At 73.2% G+C, this 15,977-nt stretch carries 17 protein-coding genes and 1 pseudogene; 4 read left to right on the top strand and 14 right to left on the bottom strand.

What is annotated here, in order from left to right; genetic code table 11:
• The first annotated feature begins 77 nt into the window (after nt 1-77).
• Nucleotides 78-1,184, top strand: a complete 1,107-nt coding sequence (locus CLT72_RS29825) for a sulfite oxidase (RefSeq protein ID WP_101414587.1) — start codon at nt 78-80, stop codon at nt 1,182-1,184.
• Nucleotides 1,185-1,274: 90 nt separating this feature from the next.
• Here CLT72_RS29825 and CLT72_RS29820 read toward each other — a convergent pair whose 3' ends face one another.
• From CLT72_RS29820 to proS, 12 genes and pseudogenes are all read right to left on the bottom strand, one after another.
• A complete protein-coding gene (locus CLT72_RS29820) occupies nt 1,275-1,598 on the bottom strand; it encodes a DUF2469 domain-containing protein (RefSeq protein WP_007075222.1) in 324 nt (107 codons plus the stop codon).
• On the bottom strand, nt 1,595-2,407 hold the full coding sequence (locus CLT72_RS29815; RefSeq protein ID WP_101414586.1) for a ribonuclease HII: 813 nt from the start codon (nt 2,405-2,407) through the stop codon (nt 1,595-1,597). Before CLT72_RS29815 ends, CLT72_RS29820 begins: the two co-directional genes overlap by 4 nt.
• On the bottom strand, nt 2,401-2,928 hold the full coding sequence (locus CLT72_RS29810) for an NUDIX hydrolase (RefSeq protein WP_101414585.1): 528 nt from the start codon (nt 2,926-2,928) through the stop codon (nt 2,401-2,403). Before CLT72_RS29810 ends, CLT72_RS29815 begins: the two co-directional genes overlap by 7 nt.
• Before the next feature lie 48 nt (nt 2,929-2,976).
• On the bottom strand, nt 2,977-3,597 hold the full coding sequence (gene lepB / locus CLT72_RS29805; protein ID WP_101414584.1) for a signal peptidase I: 621 nt from the start codon (nt 3,595-3,597) through the stop codon (nt 2,977-2,979).
• Between the two features lie 9 nt (nt 3,598-3,606).
• A pseudogene (lepB, locus tag CLT72_RS29800) lies at nt 3,607-4,481 on the bottom strand (signal peptidase I).
• Nucleotides 4,482-4,666: 185 nt separating this feature from the next.
• On the bottom strand, nt 4,667-5,023 hold the full coding sequence (gene rplS, locus CLT72_RS29795) for a 50S ribosomal protein L19 (RefSeq protein WP_101414582.1): 357 nt from the start codon (nt 5,021-5,023) through the stop codon (nt 4,667-4,669).
• 142 nt (nt 5,024-5,165) lie between these two features.
• Nucleotides 5,166-5,939: a tRNA (guanosine(37)-N1)-methyltransferase TrmD gene (gene trmD / locus CLT72_RS29790; RefSeq protein WP_101414581.1), complete on the bottom strand. Its 774-nt coding sequence runs from the start codon at nt 5,937-5,939 to the stop codon at nt 5,166-5,168.
• A 20-nt stretch (nt 5,940-5,959) separates the two neighbouring features.
• Nucleotides 5,960-6,511, bottom strand: a complete 552-nt coding sequence (gene rimM, locus CLT72_RS29785) for a ribosome maturation factor RimM (RefSeq protein ID WP_199184814.1) — start codon at nt 6,509-6,511, stop codon at nt 5,960-5,962.
• Between the two features lie 2 nt (nt 6,512-6,513).
• On the bottom strand, nt 6,514-6,774 hold the full coding sequence (locus CLT72_RS29780; RefSeq protein WP_172862164.1) for an RNA-binding protein: 261 nt from the start codon (nt 6,772-6,774) through the stop codon (nt 6,514-6,516).
• Nucleotides 6,749-7,216 (bottom strand): 30S ribosomal protein S16, encoded by a 468-nt coding sequence (gene rpsP / locus CLT72_RS29775; RefSeq protein ID WP_101414579.1) that lies wholly within the window; start codon nt 7,214-7,216, stop codon nt 6,749-6,751. Before rpsP ends, CLT72_RS29780 begins: the two co-directional genes overlap by 26 nt.
• A gap of 266 nt (nt 7,217-7,482) precedes the next feature.
• On the bottom strand, nt 7,483-8,130 hold the full coding sequence (locus CLT72_RS29770) for a ribonuclease FAU-1 family protein (RefSeq protein ID WP_101414578.1): 648 nt from the start codon (nt 8,128-8,130) through the stop codon (nt 7,483-7,485).
• Between the two features lie 110 nt (nt 8,131-8,240).
• The gene (proS, locus tag CLT72_RS29765; RefSeq protein ID WP_101414577.1) at nt 8,241-9,647 is read right to left on the bottom strand and encodes a proline--tRNA ligase; all 1,407 of its coding nucleotides are present in this window, start codon (nt 9,645-9,647) and stop codon (nt 8,241-8,243) included.
• A gap of 104 nt (nt 9,648-9,751) precedes the next feature.
• Between proS and CLT72_RS29760 the strand changes: the two genes are divergently transcribed.
• The gene (locus CLT72_RS29760; RefSeq protein WP_101414576.1) at nt 9,752-10,357 is read left to right on the top strand and encodes a TetR/AcrR family transcriptional regulator; all 606 of its coding nucleotides are present in this window, start codon (nt 9,752-9,754) and stop codon (nt 10,355-10,357) included.
• A 12-nt stretch (nt 10,358-10,369) separates the two neighbouring features.
• Here CLT72_RS29760 and CLT72_RS29755 read toward each other — a convergent pair whose 3' ends face one another.
• Nucleotides 10,370-11,449: an amidohydrolase family protein gene (locus CLT72_RS29755; RefSeq protein WP_101414575.1), complete on the bottom strand. Its 1,080-nt coding sequence runs from the start codon at nt 11,447-11,449 to the stop codon at nt 10,370-10,372.
• Nucleotides 11,450-11,772: 323 nt separating this feature from the next.
• Here CLT72_RS29755 and CLT72_RS32455 point away from each other — a divergent pair, with 323 nt between their 5' ends.
• Nucleotides 11,773-14,064 (top strand): S8 family serine peptidase, encoded by a 2,292-nt coding sequence (locus CLT72_RS32455; RefSeq protein WP_199184676.1) that lies wholly within the window; start codon nt 11,773-11,775, stop codon nt 14,062-14,064.
• Nucleotides 14,031-15,320, top strand: coding sequence for a malectin domain-containing carbohydrate-binding protein (locus CLT72_RS32450; protein ID WP_486484353.1), 1,290 nt, complete (start codon nt 14,031-14,033; stop codon nt 15,318-15,320). The genes CLT72_RS32455 and CLT72_RS32450 overlap by 34 nt, the downstream gene beginning before the upstream one ends.
• A gap of 66 nt (nt 15,321-15,386) precedes the next feature.
• Here the strand turns inward: CLT72_RS32450 and CLT72_RS29745 are convergent, their stop codons facing one another.
• A complete protein-coding gene (locus tag CLT72_RS29745) occupies nt 15,387-15,965 on the bottom strand; it encodes a Uma2 family endonuclease (RefSeq protein WP_101414574.1) in 579 nt (192 codons plus the stop codon).
• Nucleotides 15,966-15,977: the final 12 nt, after the last annotated feature.

Here is a 15,977-nt window from a genome sequence, read left to right as displayed (position 1 = left end):
CCCGGCGCGGCGGCGTCGGCCCTAGGCTGGAACGGGCGCACGGCGGAGCCGCCGCCGTCGGCCCCCGGGAGGCCTCGATGACCACAGTGGACGACGCCAGCGGGCCGTCACGCGTGGCGGAGCCCGGCGAGGGGATCACCACCGAGGAGTTGCAGCTCGCCGCCCGCAACCACGGCATCCCGCTGGAGGCGCTGCGCTACGACGTGACCCCGGCCGGCCTGCACTACCTGCTCATCCACTACGACATCCCGGACCTCGACCCGGACACGCACGCGCTGACCGTGTCCGGCGCGGTGGACCGGCCGCTGGCGCTCGACCTGGCCGCGCTTCGCGAGCGGCCCCGGGTCACCCGCCGGGTGACGCTGGAGTGCGCGGGCAACGGGCGCGCCCTGCTGCATCCGCGCCCGGTCAGTCAGCCGTGGCTGGTCGAGGCCGTCGGCAACGCCGAGTGGACGGGCACCCCGCTGGCGCCGCTGCTGCGCGAGGCGGGCATCGCCGCCGACGCCGTGGACGTGGTCTTCACGGGCGCCGACCACGGGGTGGAGCGCGGCGTCGAGCAGGACTACCAGCGGGCGCTGCCGGTGGCCGACGCGCTGCGTGAGGAGGTGCTGCTGGCGTACGAGATGAACGGGGCCCCGCTGCTGCCGCAGCACGGCGCCCCGCTGCGGCTGATCGTGCCCGGCTGGTACGGCATGGCGCACGTCAAGTGGCTGCGCGCGATCGACGTACGCACCGAGGCGTTCGACGGCTACCAGAACGCGGTGGCCTACCGGCTGCGTGAGGACGCCGACGACCCCGGGGTGCCGGTGACCCGCATCGAGCCGCGGGCGCTGGTCCGGCCGCCAGGCTTCCCCGACTTCATGTCCCGTACCCGCGTGCTGCGCGCCGGTCCGTGCACGCTGGACGGTCGCGCCTGGTCGGGCCACGCCCCCGTCGCCTCGGTGGAGGTGACCACCGACGGCGGGGTCAGCTGGCGGCCGGCCACTCTGGACGAGCAGGTCGGCGGGGAGTTCGCCTGGCGCCGGTGGCTCTACGAGTGGACGGCGACGCCGGGCAGGCACGTCCTCGGGGCCCGTGCCACCGACGCCTCCGGCCGCAGTCAGCCGGTCGGGCAGCGGTGGAACCGGGGCGGCTTCGCCAACAACCTCGTCCAGCGCGTCGAGGTCGTGGTGCGGTCGGACTGAGGCCGGACGCCGGGGCGGAGGGCGACGACGGCCGCGCGGCGGTGGGGACGCCGAGGGGGCCGTACGCCCGACGGTGGGCCCGGCGGTGGGTCAGCCGCCGAAACCGGAGTCGGCGGGCAGCGAGATGTCGGGCTTCTCCAGCTCCTCGACGTTGACGTCCTTGAAGGTCATCACCCGGACGTTCTTCACGAACCGGGCGGGACGGTACATGTCCCACACCCAGGCGTCGTGCATCTCGACCTCGAAGTAGACCTCGCCATCGGAGTTGCGCACGTGCAGGTCGACCTGGTTGGCCAGGTAGAACCGGCGCTCGGTCTCCACCACGTAGGAGAACTGGCGGACAATGTCGCGGTACTCCCGGTAGAGCTGGAGCTCCATCTCGGTCTCGTACTTCTCGAGGTCTTCCGCGCTCATCGCACTCCGCCTTCCATGACCACATCTTCCCCCACCGACGCCGGAGGCCGAGGCTGCTCGCCCAACGCCACGCCGACGGTACCCCCTGGCGGGCAGGAGCGCTCCATCGGCTCGTCCCGCCTCGCATCCGCCGGCCGACGCGCGCGGGGCGGAGCGCCGTCGCGACCGGACACCGCCGCCACGTTGACGTACGAGAACCGGTGCTCCCGGCACGGCCCCCGCTCCCGCAGCGCCGCGGTGTGCTCCGCGGTGATGTAACCCTTGTGCTCGGCGAACCCGTAGCCCGGGAACGCCCCGTCCAGCTCGACCATCATCCGGTCCCGGGTGACCTTGGCCAGCACGCTCGCCGCCGCCACGCAGGCCGCCACCCGGTCGCCCTTCCACACGGCCAGCCCCGGCACGTCGAGGCCGTCCACCCCGAAGCCGTCGGTCAGCACGTAGTCGGGCCGGGTCGTCAGCGACGCCAGCGCGCGGCGCATCGCGGCCAGGTTGCACACGTGCAGGCCCCGCTCGTCGACCTCCTCGGCGGGAACGACCACCACGGCGTACGCGAGCGCGCGGGCCACGACCTCGTCGTGGATGCGCTCCCGGCTGGCGGGGGTGAGCAGCTTGGAGTCGGCCAGCCCGTCGATCTCGCCGCGCCGCCCCTCGGGCAGGATCGCGGCGGCGGCGACCAGCGGCCCGGCGCAGGCGCCGCGACCCGCCTCGTCGGCCCCGGCGACGTGCCGGAAACCACGCCGCTGCAACGCGCGCTCCAGCGCGTAGAGCCCGCCCTCGCGGCGCACCACGGTGCGCGGGGGCGTCAGCACGGCGCGTCCTCGTGGCCGTCGACGCCTTCCTGGCGCCCGCCCACCCTGATCGTCGGCGCCGCCGGGGCGGCCAGCGCCCGGGCCAGCACCGCCGGCAGGTCCGGCGGGTAGTACCGCTCCCCGCTGGCGACCAGGTCGTCCGGCGGCCACCACCGGTGCGCGGCGACGCTGGCCCGCTCGACGTCGCTGAAGCCCGCGGTGTCGACGTCGTGACCCGTCACCCGCACCAGGAAGAACTCCTGTTCCTGCCTGTACCACACGCCGTCGAAGGGGAACTCCGTCACGTCGCGGTGCACGGGCGCCCCGAACGCCGTCGCCGGCAGCCGCAGCCCGGTCTCCTCGGCCAGCTCCCGCGCCGCGCACTCGGGGTAGGTCTCCCCCTCGTCCAGGCCGCCGCCGGGGGTGAACCACCAGCGCCCGTGCTCGGGACGGGCCGGGTCGGAGCCGCAGAAGAGCAGCACCCGACCCGCCGCGTCGACGAGCAGGACGCGCGCCGCGCGCCGAGGGGTGTAGACGGTCACCGCACCAGCCTGCCAGACGCCGCCGACAACGCCCACGCCCGGCGGCCCCTATGGTTCGGGAATGGCCTCGTACGACTCGGGCACGCTCAGCCAGGTGGCCCGGCCGACGGGCCAGAAGACGGTGAAGGCCCGCCCCACGACCTCGCCCTCGGGGATGGTGGCGACGGTGATGTCCTGACCGGACTGCTGCCAGTGCTCCAGCGAGTCGCCCGACGCCTCGCGGTGGTCGCCCATCACCCAGAGCCGGCCCTTCGGGACGGTGATGTCGAACTCCTCGGCGGTCTTGTCGCCGGGGTAGATGTAGGGCTCGTCCAGCGACTTGCCGTTGATCACCAGCCGGTCCTGCGCGTCGCAGCAGACCACGTGGTCGCCGCCGACGCCGATGACGCGCTTGATGAAGTCCTCGCCGTCGGGGTTGGCGCTCCACTCCACGGGGGCCTTGAAGACGATCACCTCGCCCCGGTGCGGGGACCGGAAGTCGTAGACCAGCTTGTTGACCAGCACCCGATCGTCGATCTGGAGGGTGTTCTCCATCGACGGGGAGGGGATGAAGAAGGTCTGCAGCACGAAGGCACGCACCAGCACCGCGACCAGGATCGCCACACCCAGGAGGATGGGCAGCTCCTTCCAGAAGGAACTGCGCGGCTTGTCGGTCTGCTCGTCAATCACGGCACGAGCCTACGTTGCCCGGCCGGACGCCACCGTCCGGAACGCGCGAGAACGGCGAGCGCGGCGGCGGTCGGGGCCAACAGCACCAGATCGCCGTCCGGCGTGGGGCGGACCGGGGGCGGGGCGCCGGTGGAGGCGGCCGGCGGGTCGGCGACGTCGTCGAAGGTCGCGGGCACCGACAGCCCGCTCCACCGCGACGACGGCCAGACCACCGTGAACGCCCGGCCCACCACGTTCTCGATCGGCACCGGTCCCTGGCAGCGGGCGTCCTGGGAGACCATCCGGTGGTCGCCCATCACGAAGATCTGCCCGGGCGGGACCACGACCTCCTCGAAGCGCCGGGAGCGGCACTCGCTGGGGTTGGGCGGGATGTCGAGCGGCGAGTCCCGCAGGACGTACGACGACTCGTCGAGCGGGGTGCCGTTGACCAGCACCCGCCCCTCGGCGTCGCAGCACTTCACCCGGTCGCCGGGCAGGCCGATGACCCGCTTGATGAAGTCCTTCTCGCCGGGGCGGCTGACGCCGACCAGGTCGCCGACGGTCCTGCTGAGCTTGCCCGCGAACCCGGGCTCGGGCTCCTCGTCGACCTGCGGGGCCCAGCGCTCGGTGCCCCGGAAGACGACGACCTCGCCCCGCACCGGGTCGCGTACGTCGTAGACGACCTTGTTGACCAGGACCCGGTCGCCGACGAGGAGGGTGTCCTCCATCGAGCCGGAGGGGATGAAGAACGCCTGGAGCAGGAAGGTGCGGATCAGCACCGCCAGGCAGAACGCGACGACGAGCAGCAGCGGCAGCTCCTGCCAGAGGGGCATCTGTCGGCGGGGCCGACGGGCCCGACGTCGCCACGGGTCGACGGCGCCGTCCTCGTCAAGCGTCTGCACCACGCCACTCTCCGGTCAGCAGAAATGACACTACCGCCCGGGAACCCCGTCGGGGCTCCCCGGGCGGTAGTGGCCGTCGCTCCGCCGTGGTGGCGGGACGTCGCCCGGCTGCGCCCGTAGCGACCAGGGTAGTGCGGTCCGGTCGGTACGACATACGCGCAGCTCGGGCGGCGTGGCGAGCGCGAGGGTCAGCTGGGCTGCTTCTCGCGCTTCTCCTTGATCTTGGCCTTCTTGCCGCGCAGCTCGCGCAGGTAGTAGAGCTTGGCCCGGCGCACGTCACCGCGGGTCACGACCTCGATCCGGTCGATACCCGGGCTGTTGATCGGGTAGGTGCGCTCGACACCGACGCCGAAGCTGATCTTGCGGACCGAGAAGGTCTCGCGCAGACCGTCACCCTGGCGGCGGATGACGACGCCCTGGAAGATCTGGACACGGGACCGGGCGCCCTCGACGACGCGGGCGTGCACCTTGACGGTGTCACCGGCACGGAAGTCGGGGAGGTCGGTGCGCTTCGACTGGGCGTCAAGGGCGTCCAGGATGTTCATCGCTGCGTCCTCGTGAGGCTCACGGCGCACCGTCAATCGGTGCGCGGGTGGGTGATTCTGATCCCCGGGTGGCGGTCGGTGACCCGACCCCGGTCGAGGATCCTCGCAGCCGGCCGCGGCGCGGCCGGTTGCGGCAACCCCCCTACTTTGCCACATCCCCCGGCGGCACCTGAAATCCGGCCCGGTCCAGCGCGGCGACGTCCCGCTTGTCGAGCCGGCCCGGGTCCACCGCGGCGAGCATGTCGGGCCGGCGGTTCGCGGTGCGGGTCAGCGCCTCGTCGCGCCGCCAGCGGGCGATCCTGCCGTGGTCACCGGAGCGGAGCACCTCCGGCACCTCCAGCCCGCGCCAGGTCGCCGGCTTCGTGTACATGGGGGCCTCCAGCAGCCCGTGCGCGTGCGACTCCTCGGCCAGCGAGCCCGCGTTGCCGAGCACGCCGGGCAGCAGCCGGGTGACCGCCTCCAGGATCACCAGCACCGCAACCTCCCCGCCGAAGAGGACGTAGTCGCCGAGGGAGACCTCGGTCACCGGCATCCGGGTGGCCGCGTGGTCGAGCACCCGCTGGTCGATGCCCTCGTACCGGCCGCAGGCGAAGAGCAGGTGCGGCTCGGCGGCCAGCTCGTGCGCCAGGGCCTGGGTGAAGGGGGCGCCGGTCGGCGCCGGCACCACCAGCCGGGGCGCGGTCACCTCCGCCGGGGCGAGGGCGTCGAGCGCCTCGCCCCACGGCTCCGGCCGCATCACCATGCCGGGCCCGCCGCCGTAGGGCGTGTCGTCGACCGTGCGGTGCACGTCGTGGGTCCAGATCCGCAGATCGTGTACGGCCAGCCGCAGCGTGCCGTTCGCCCGCGCCCTGCCGATCAGCGACAGGTCCAGCGGAGCGAAGTACTCGGGGAAGATCGACACGATGTCGACGCGCATGCGGGGGTGCTCCAGCGGTTCTACAGATCGAGCAGACCGGCCGGCGGGTCGACGACGACGCGACCGCCGGCGAGGTCAACCTCGGGGACGATCGCCTTGACGAACGGAATGAGCGCGGTGCCGCCCTCGGGACGGCGCAGCACCAGCAGGTCGGAGGCGGGGGCGTGGTCGATTCGGGCCACCTCGCCCAGCCGCTCGCCGGCCGGGGTGACCACGGCCAGCCCGACGAGCTGGTGGTCGTGGAACTCCTCCGGGTCCTCCGGCGCGCCGACCTCGCCGCTGTCGACCCCGATCAGGGTGCCGCGCAGCGCCTCGGCGACGTCCCGGTCGAGAATGCCCTCGAACGCGACCAGCATCCGCCCCTGGTGCCAGCGGGCGGACTCCACGACCAGCTCGGCGGGCACCCGGAATGCCTCCCCGCGCTCGGACGCGGCCGGCGGCGGGGCCGCCCCGGGCTCGGTGCGCAGCACCTTCCCCGGGGCGAACCGCGCTTCGGGCTCGTCGGTCCGCACCTCCACGGTGACCTCACCGCGGATGCCGTGCGGCTTGCCGATCCTGCCGACGATGAGCAGCATCAGTACGAGTCGACGATGTCGACGCGCACACCGCGCCCGCCGATGGAGCCGATCACCTGGCGCAGCGCCTTGGCGGTCCGCCCGGACCGCCCGATCACCGTGCCGAGGTCCTCCGGGTGCACGCGGACTTCCAGCCGCTTGCCCCGACGGGAGTCGACCATCCGGACGCGTACGTCATCGGGGTGGTCGACGATGCCCTTGACCAGGTGCTCCAAGGCCGGACGCAGAGGCATGTCAGGCCTGCTCACCGGCGTCGGCAGTGGCAGCCGGGGCCTCGGCCGGAGCCTCGGTCTTCGGCGCCTCGGCCGGAGCCTCCGCCTTGGCGACCTTCTTGGCCGGCTTGGCCGGCGTCTCGGCCAGCCCGGCGGCGGCCTTCGCCTCGGCCTCGTACGCCGCGGTGCGGTCGACCCGCTCCGGGGCGACCTTCAGCGGCGGCGGGGCCGGCAGGCCCTTGAACTTCTGCCAGTCACCGGTCAGCTCCAGCAGCCGCTGCACCGCCTCGCTCGGCTGGGCGCCGACGGACAGCCAGTACTGGACCCGCTCCGACTTGACCTCGATCACCGAAGGGTCTTCCTTCGGCTGGTAGACCCCGACGAACTCGATCGCCCGGCCGTCGCGCTTGGTGCGCGAGTCGGCGATGACGATGCGGTACTGCGGGTTGCGGATCTTGCCCATCCGCAGGAGCCGGATCTTTACGGCCACAGTTGTTTCGCTCCTGTTGCGATCTCACCTGCCCGAACGGGCGGTGCACGGGTGAGTGTCGACCGGCACAGTGGGGTTGGGCCGGAGACTGCTCGGTGGACTGGCGACGCGCCCGGGTTAGAGGGCGCCGGACGCGCGCCGGATACCAGCCAGCCATTCTGCCAGATCCGGCCCGGATCTCTCACACCGGACCGCCCCGGGTCACCCGCGCGGCGGCGGAAGTGACCGAAAGCACAGTCGCCGGCCGGCTGCGGGTGGGCGCGGGATCAGCGCACCGGCGGCCGGTCCCAGCCCGGCGGCAGCTTGTCGGGGACCAGCCAGTCGGACGGCGGGGTGAAGTCGCACCAGGTGCCGTCGAACGGGAACTCCCCCGCCTCGGCCAGCGCGATCACCCGCTTGCCCTCGGCCCGCACCGCGTCCGGGTCGGGCACCCAGTAGTGGTCGGGGAAGGCCAGCCGCTCGGCGAACTCCTCCTCGTCCTTCCACTCCCAGCTGCGATCCGGGCGCACCAGCACGTCGAGGTCCTGGTCCACCATGTCGACGCCGGCGAGGGTGCCGTCGTCCCAGCGCACCCCGGGCTCCTCCAGGTTGACGTACCAGGTGGCGAAGCGGTCGTGCGCGTCGCGGAACCACCACACCGAGTGGGCGGCCCCGGCGGGCAGGAACTTCAGCACGGACGGGCCGTCCCACCGGCCGGTGGCCAGCCCGTACGACGAGGAGATCCACTCGGTGAACGGCACCGCCCGCATGCCCAGCCCGGCCTCGGTGACCTCGCTCGCGACCGGCGCGTCGCGGGGCACCCAGAGCAGCAGGCCCCGGTCGTCGTCGCTGACCACCCGCGCGGTGCGGGCCCAGCCGATCCGCCCCCGCCGCACGTTGCGGTGCACGACCAGCCGCCCAGGTTCGAATCTCACGCCCCGACCCTACCGGCGCCCTGCGGGCTCCCGCCCCGTCGACCCGCGGGCGCCGGAACGCGCACGGCCGGCCCCGCGAGGCGGGACCGGCCGTGCGGCGTACGGGTCGGTCAGTAGGCGCGGGCCAGGATGGCGACCAGGTCGGGCTCGTCCTCGGAGTCGGGCACCGAGCCGTCGGCGCGCAGCAGGCAGCGCACGGTGACGCCCTGGCCGTTCGCCTCCGCCTCGCCCTGCACGCCGACCGCCGACCACGGCACCCGGGCCCAGCCCGTGGCCGCCGCCTCGATCGCCTCGGCCAGCGTCGAGACCTCGACGGTGCGGGACTGCCGGTGGGCCAGCGCCTGGTCGTGCAGGGCCCGCTGGTCGGCGTCGAGGGCGGCCAGCACGGCGGTGACCACGTCGGCCACCGGCGTCGGGGACTTCGAGCCGTCGGTGCGCCGGACCACGACCGCGTTGCCGGCGGCCAGGTCGCGGGGGCCGACCTCGACGCGTACGGGATAGCCGCGCAGCTCGGCGTCGACGGCCCGGCGGCCGAACGGGGTGTCGGTGCGGTCGTCGAGCGCGACCCGGACCCCGGCGTCGCGCAGCGCGTCGGAGAGCTTCTTCGCGGCCTCCCCGACGCCCTCGCCGTCCTTGACCACCATGACGTACGCCTGCACGGGCGCCAGCTTCGGCGGCACCCGCAGGCCGTTGTCGTCGCCGTGGCACATGATCAGGCCGCCGAGCATGCGGGTGGAGGTGCCCCAGGAGGTCGTCCAGGCGTGCTCCCGGCCGCCCTCGGCGGAGGAGTAGCTGATGTCGAACGCCTTGGCGAAGTTCTGCCCCAGCTCGTGGCTCGTGCCGAGCTGGAGGGCCTTGCCGTCACCCATCATGCCTTCGCAGGTGTAGGTGGCGGTGGCCCCGGCGAAGCGCTCCCGGGCCGTCTTCAGGCCGACGACCACCGGGATGCCGAGCACGCTGACCATCAGGTCCTCGTACGCCTCGTGCAGGATCCGGCGCGCGTAGGCGCGGGCGTCGTCGCGGGTGGCGTGCGCGGTGTGCCCCTCCTGCCAGAGGAACTCGCTGGTGCGCAGGAAGATCCGGGGGCGCAGCTCCCAGCGGACCACGTTGGCCCACTGGTTGAGCAGCAGCGGCAGGTCCCGGTAGGAGTCGATCCACTTGGCCATGAACTCGCCGATGACGGTCTCGCTGGTGGGGCGCACCACCACCGGCTCGGCGAGCTGCTTGCCGCCGCCGTGGGTGACGACCGCGAGTTCCGGCGAGAAGCCCTCGACGTGCTCCGCCTCGCGCTTGAGGTAGCTCTCGGGGATGAAGAGCGGGAAGTACGCGTTCTCCGCGCCCGCCGCCTTGATCCGGGCGTCCATCTCGGCCTGCATCCGCTCCCAGATGGCGTAGCCGGCCGGCCGGATGACCATGGTCCCCCGGACCGGGCCGTTGTCGGCCAGCTTCGCCTTGGCGATCAGGTCCTGGTACCAGCGGGGAAAGTCCTCCGCACGGGGAGTGAGCACGCGTGCCATGACCGCACATCCTATGCGTCGGCCGAAGGGACGACGCCATCGGGCGCGACGTCGCCGGTGTCCGCCGTGCCGGCCGGTGTGGCGGGTCGTAGGATTCGACCACCATGGGTGACGTGAGGGAGGGCACCCGTTCGCGGGAGACGATCGTCGAGGCAGCCCGGGCGTTGACCATCGCGACTGGCTGGGACGGCGTCCGGATGGGTGCCGTCGCGCGCGCGGCGGGAGTGAGCCGGCAGACGGTCTACAACGAGTTCGGCACCAAGGCGGGGCTGGCCGAGGCGCTCGCCCGGTGGGAGGTCGACCGGTTCGTGGGCGCGGTACGCGCCCTGCTCGACGCGCACGGCGACGACGTCCGGGCCGCCGCGCACGCCACCATCTCGCACACCCTCGCGGAGGCGGCCAACGACCCGCTGATCAAGGCCGTGCTGACCAGCACCCGGGGCGGCTCGGACGAGCTGCTGCCCTACCTCACCACCCGCTCGGAGCTGGTCCTGACCGAGGCCACCGAGGTGCTGCTGGAGTGGGCCGACCGCGTGCTGCCGGGCGCCGACCGGGACGCGGTCGCCTTCGCCACGGACTCGGTCATCCGGTTGGTGATCAGCCACATCGTGCTGCCCGGCGCCCCCGTCGCGCAGACGGCCGCCGCCCTCGCCGACCTGGCGGTGTTCCTGCTCGCGCACGCGCTCACCCGGGGCGACGGGACCGGCTGACCGGCCGCCGGGTCAGCGCACCACGCGGCCGCGCAGCACGATGCGGGCGGGGCTGCGTACGGCGCGCAGGTCGGCGCGCGGATCCTCGGCGTAGACCACGAGGTCCGCCAGGCCGCCCTCGACCAGCCCGGGGAAGCCGAGCCACTCGCGGGCCCGCCAGGACGCGGCGGCAAGCACCTCCGTGGTGGACATGCCGGCCTGCTCGTGCAGCAGCAGCATCTCCTCGGCGGCGAGGCCGTGGTCGATGCCGCCGCCGGCGTCGGTGCCCACGAAGATCGGCACGCCGGCCTCGTGCGCCGAACGGACCACCTCGGGGAACCGGTCGCGCAGGGCGAGCATGTGCTCGGCGTAGCCGGGGAACTTCTCCCGGGCCTGCTCGGCGATCCCGCCGAACGTCCGGATGTTGATCATCGTTGGGACGAGGGCGGTGCCCCGGCGGGCCATCTCGTCGATCAGGTCCAGGCTCAGGCCGGTGCCGTGCTCCACCGAGTCCACCCCGGCGCGCACCATGATCTCCACGGCCGACTCGGAGAAGGTGTGCACGGCGGCGCGTACGCCGGCGGCGTGCGCGGCCTGGACGGCGGCCGTCATGGTGTCGGCATCCCACGCCGGGGCCAGGTCGCCGACCCCCCGGTCGATCCAGTCGCCGACCAGCTTCACCCAACCGTTGCCGGCGCGCGCCTGCGCGGCCACCGTCGCCGCCACCTCCGCAGCCCCCACCTCGACGCCGATGTCGCGCAGGTAGCGCTTCGGCGGCGCGACGTGGCGGCCGGCGCGGGCCAGCCGCGGCAGGTCGGGCTCGTCGTCGAGTTCGGGGTACGGGTACGGCGACCCGGCGTCGCGGATGGCGAGGACCCCGGCGTCCCGATCGACGCGGGCCAGCTCGCGGGCCTGGTCGAGCGAGGTGACCGGGGCGCCGCCGCGGGCGATGCCGATGTGGCAGTGCGCGTCGATCAGGCCGGGCAGCACGAACCCGCCGTCGGCGATCGTCTCCGCGCCGGGGACCGGGGTGAAGGTGACCCGATCGCCGACCAGCCACAGGTCACGGACCTCGTCGTCGGGCAGCACCACGCCGCGTACGTGCCAGGCCATGCGTCCTCCGTCTGCGCGCAAAGGGGGCGGTCCGCCCGTCATTCTTCCCGGTCGACACGGGTCGGGAACGCCCGGGTGCGGCGGATGCACCGGTCCGCCGGCCGCGCCCGGCCCCACTCGGCGCGGCGACCCCCGACTCCGCTGCGTAGCCCTTCCACCACCGAGTGACACGAACGGTTGATTGACAGATTTCTTTATTTACGCATGTCTTGATGAAGAGATCCTTCGTCACCAGGATGCTCCCAGGCGCCCGGACACGGGCGTCCACAGTGTCGCCTCACCCCAAAAGGAGCGTCGGGACAGTGTCACCACGACGATGGCGAATGGCCGCGGTCGGCCTGGCGGTCGGCCTCACCCTGCCGATCGGCGCCGCGGCGCCGGCCGCCGCCGCACCGGACTCCGCCGACACGAAGGTCAGGGCGGTGGCCGCGAAGGTCGACAGGAAGGTCACCACCCGGCTCGCCCGCGAGGGCAGGGCCAGCTACTGGGTCTTCCTGGACAGCAAGGCCGACCTGTCCGGCGCGGCCCGCCTGCGCGGCAAGACGGAGAAGGCCGCCCACGTCCACCGCACCAAGACCGCCCACGCCGAACGCAGCCAGGCCGGCCTGCGCGCCATGCTGACCCGCGAGGGCGCGGATTTCACCCCGTTCTGGCTGGTCAACGCGATCAGGGTGACCGGCGACGCCGAGTTGCTCGGTGACCTCGCCGTGCGCACCGACGTCGCCGAGATCCTCGCCGACGAGCCGGTCGAGATCCCGAAGCCGCTGCCCGGCGAGACCGTCCCCACCACCAACGCCACCGAGTGGAACATCGACCGGATCAACGCGCCGCGGGTCTGGAACGAGCTGAACGTACGCGGCGAGGGCATCGTGGTCGCCAACATCGACAGCGGCGTCGACGTCACCCACCCCGCCGTGGCGGCCAGCTACCGGGGACGCAACGGTGACGGCACCCTCGACCACAACTACAACTGGTTCGACCCGGCCGACGTCTGCCCCACCGACGCCCCGTGCGACAACAACAACCACGGCACGCACACCATGGGCACGATGGTCGGCTCGGACGGCGCCAACGTGATCGGCGTGGCCCCGGGCGCCCGGTGGATCGCCGCCAAGGGCTGCGAGACCAGCGGCTGCTCGCGGGCGTCGCTGCTCGCCTCCGGCCAGTGGATCGTCGCCCCCACCGACCTCGACGGCGCCAACCCGCGCCCCGACCTCGCCCCGGACGTCGTGAACAACTCCTGGGGCTCCAGCGCCTACGACCCGTGGTACACCGAGATCGTCTCGTCGTGGGTGGCCGCCGGCATCTTCCCGGCCTTCTCCAACGGCAACAGCGGCCCGAGCTGCAACACCTCGGGCAGCCCCGGGTCGTACACGATCAGCTACAGCTCCGGCGCGTTCGACGTGAACAACGCGATCGCCAGCTTCTCCAGCCGGGGCACCGGCGAGAACGGCGACATCAAGCCGAACATCGCCGCGCCGGGCGCCAACGTCCGCTCCTCGGTGCCGGGCGGCTACTCGGCGCTCAGCGGCACGTCGATGGCCTCCCCGCACACCGCGGCGACCGTGGCCCTGATGTGGTCGGCCTCGCCGGCCCTGCAGGGTGACGTCGCCGAGACCAAGCGCATCCTCGACGACACCGCGATCGACGTCGACGCCCTCACCTGCGGCGGCACCGTCGACGACAACAACGTCTTCGGCGAGGGCCGGCTCGACGCGTACGCGGCGGTCGACGCCACCCCCCGGGGCGCCCTCGGCGCGCTGGGCGGTCGGGTCACCTCCGGCGGCAACCCGCTGGCCGGGGCGGACGTGACGGTCACCGGCCCGATGACCCGCGTCACCAGCACCGGCGCCGACGGCTCGTACGCGCTCGACCGGCTGATGGTGGGCGGCTACACGGTCTCGGTGAGCAAGTTCGGCTACACCACGGCGACGACCTCGGTGACGATCACCGAGAACCAGACGGTCGACGCGGACGTCGCCCTCGAGGCGGCCCCCTCGGCCACGCTCAGCGGCACGGTGCGCACCTCGAACGGCACGGCCGGCGGCGCCACCGTCGCCGTCCTCGGCACCCCGCTCACCGCCACCGCCGACGCCGACGGCCGCTACTCCGTGACCGTGCCGCACGGCACGTACGACGTCCGCTTCGCGCACACGTACCGCTGCTCGGACGAGGTGACCCGCTCGGCGCAGGTCGGCGCGGACACCGTCCTGGACGTCACCCTGCCCGACCGGGTCGACTCCTTCGGGTACGCCTGCGGCCCGGCCGGCGGCTCGTTCGTCGCCGGCACCCAGCTGCTGGAGACGTTGACCGGTGACAACAGGTCCGTCCCCGTCACGTTGCCCTTCCGGGTCCCGCTCTACGGCAACTCCTACCGGCAGGCATGGGTGGGCACCAACGGCGTGCTCGGCTTCGGCACCTCGTCGACCAGCCGCCTCAACACCGCCCTGCCGAACACCACCAACCCCGACCTCGCGCTCTTCCCGTTCTGGGACGACCTCTACGTGGAGGAGGACTCGGGGTCTACACGGCCGTCACGGGCACCGCGCCGCGCCGTACCTTCGTGGTGGAGTGGCGCAACGTGTCGATCTTCGCCGACCGGTCGACGCGGCTGACCTTCAGCGCCGCCATCGGTGAGGACGGCTCGATCACCTACCGGTACGCCGACATCGACGGCGACGGCGCGGAGACCGGCACCGGCGCGACGATCGGCCTGGAGAACGTCGACGGCACCGTCGGCTTCGAGTACTCGTACAACGCCCAGGCGGTCGCCGACGGCACGGCGATCACGTTCCGCACCACCCGCAGCGGGGTGCTCTCCGGTGTGGTCACCGACGCCAACGACGGGCGCCCGGTCGCCGGGGCCACCGTGACCGCCCGGGTGGGCGACGCGACGGCCACCCAGACCACGGAGGCCGACGGCACGTACCTGATCCAGGCCCCCGTCGGCACGGTCGAGTTCACCATCGACAAGCAGCACTACGAGGCGGCGTCGGGCTCCGTGGCGGTGCAGGCCGGCGCGGCCGAGGTCCGTTCGGCGGCGCTGCGTACCGCACGCGTCGGCACCCCGACGAGCGAGCTGACCGTCGTCTCGGGGGCCGAGCAGACCCGGAGCCGACAGATCACCCTCAGCAACACGGGGGTGCTCGGCACCGGCGTCACGGTCACCGAGCTGAACTCCGACGGCACGCCGCAGGACGTCAGCTGGCTCGGCCTGTCGGGTGCCACCGTCACCCTGGGCAGCGGCGGCCGGCACACCGTCGGCGTGGCGACCAGCACCGCCGGCCTGGCCCCCGGCAGCTTCCACCAGGCCAAGCTGCGGATCTCCTCGGCCAGCGGGCGCCAGCCCGTCCTGGACGTCCCGGTCACCCTGGTGGTGCCGCGCACCACCCTGGCGATCGACGCCGGCGCGACGTCGGCCCGGGCCGACGTCGAGGGCCAGACCTGGTCGCCGGACCGGGCCTGGACCGCCGGCGGCGCCGGCTACCTCGGCGCCTCCAGCCGCCGGACGACCAGCACCCCGATCACCGGCACCAACGACCCGGCCCGCTTCGCCAGCCAGCGGGAAGGGATGTACGAGTACCGCGTCGACGGTCTCGCGGACGGCCACTACACGGTGGAGCTGGACTTCGCCGAGGTGAAGCGGCAGTCCCCGGACCGGCGGGTCTTCGACGTGCTGATCGAGGGCCAGGAGGTGCTGCCGTCGCTGGACGTGGCCGGCGAGGTGGGCAGCTACGCCGCGCTGAGCCGGACGTACACGGTGCGGGTGATCGACGGCCAGCTCAACGTGCGGTTCGTGACGCACAAGGGCTACGGCGTGCCGATCGTGAACGCGCTGCGCGTCACCGACCGGCCGGACCTGCTGTCCTGACGGTCGCACGAGAAACGGGGCCCGGCCGGTGACGGCCGGGCCCCGCCCGGGTGGACCGCGGGTCGCTCAGTCCCCGGCGCGGTCGAGCAACCCGGCCCGCCGTGCCGTCAGCGCGGGCAGGTCGACGGAGACCTTCCAGGGCCGCTCGGTGACGAAGAGGTCCTCGGTGTGGGTCACCGCCTCGTACTCGCCGGTGGGGCCGAGCGCGTATTCCGTGAGGGTCATCCGCTCGTGCAGCGGGTCGACCACCCAGTACGTCCGCACCCCGGCGTGCGCGTAGATCCTCGCCTTGTCGTAGAGGTCGCGGAACGTGGAGGTCGGCGAGAGCACCTCGACGGCCAGCAGCGCGTCCTCGACGGGAACGGGCGAGCGGTCGGCGTGCTCGCGGCGGATGGCGACCACGTCGGGGCGCGGCTCGTTGCGGCGGTCGATGCGCATCGACAGGTCGATGCTCACCAGGTAGTCGGCGGGGCAGTTGACCTCGAGTGCGAGCAGCAGTCGCACGCAGAGGTCCTGGTGCACGGCGGTGGGGGACGGCACGATCAACCTTCCGTTGACCAACTCGTACGGAAGGTCCTCCGGCAGGTCGCCGAGGTCGTCGACCGTCCACTCCGACCGGTCGGGCAGGATGGGTGCCACGGTCATGACTCCTCCTTC

Source organism: Micromonospora sp. CNZ309, assembly GCF_002846525.1.
This window is presented reverse-complemented; position numbering and strand designations above follow the sequence as displayed.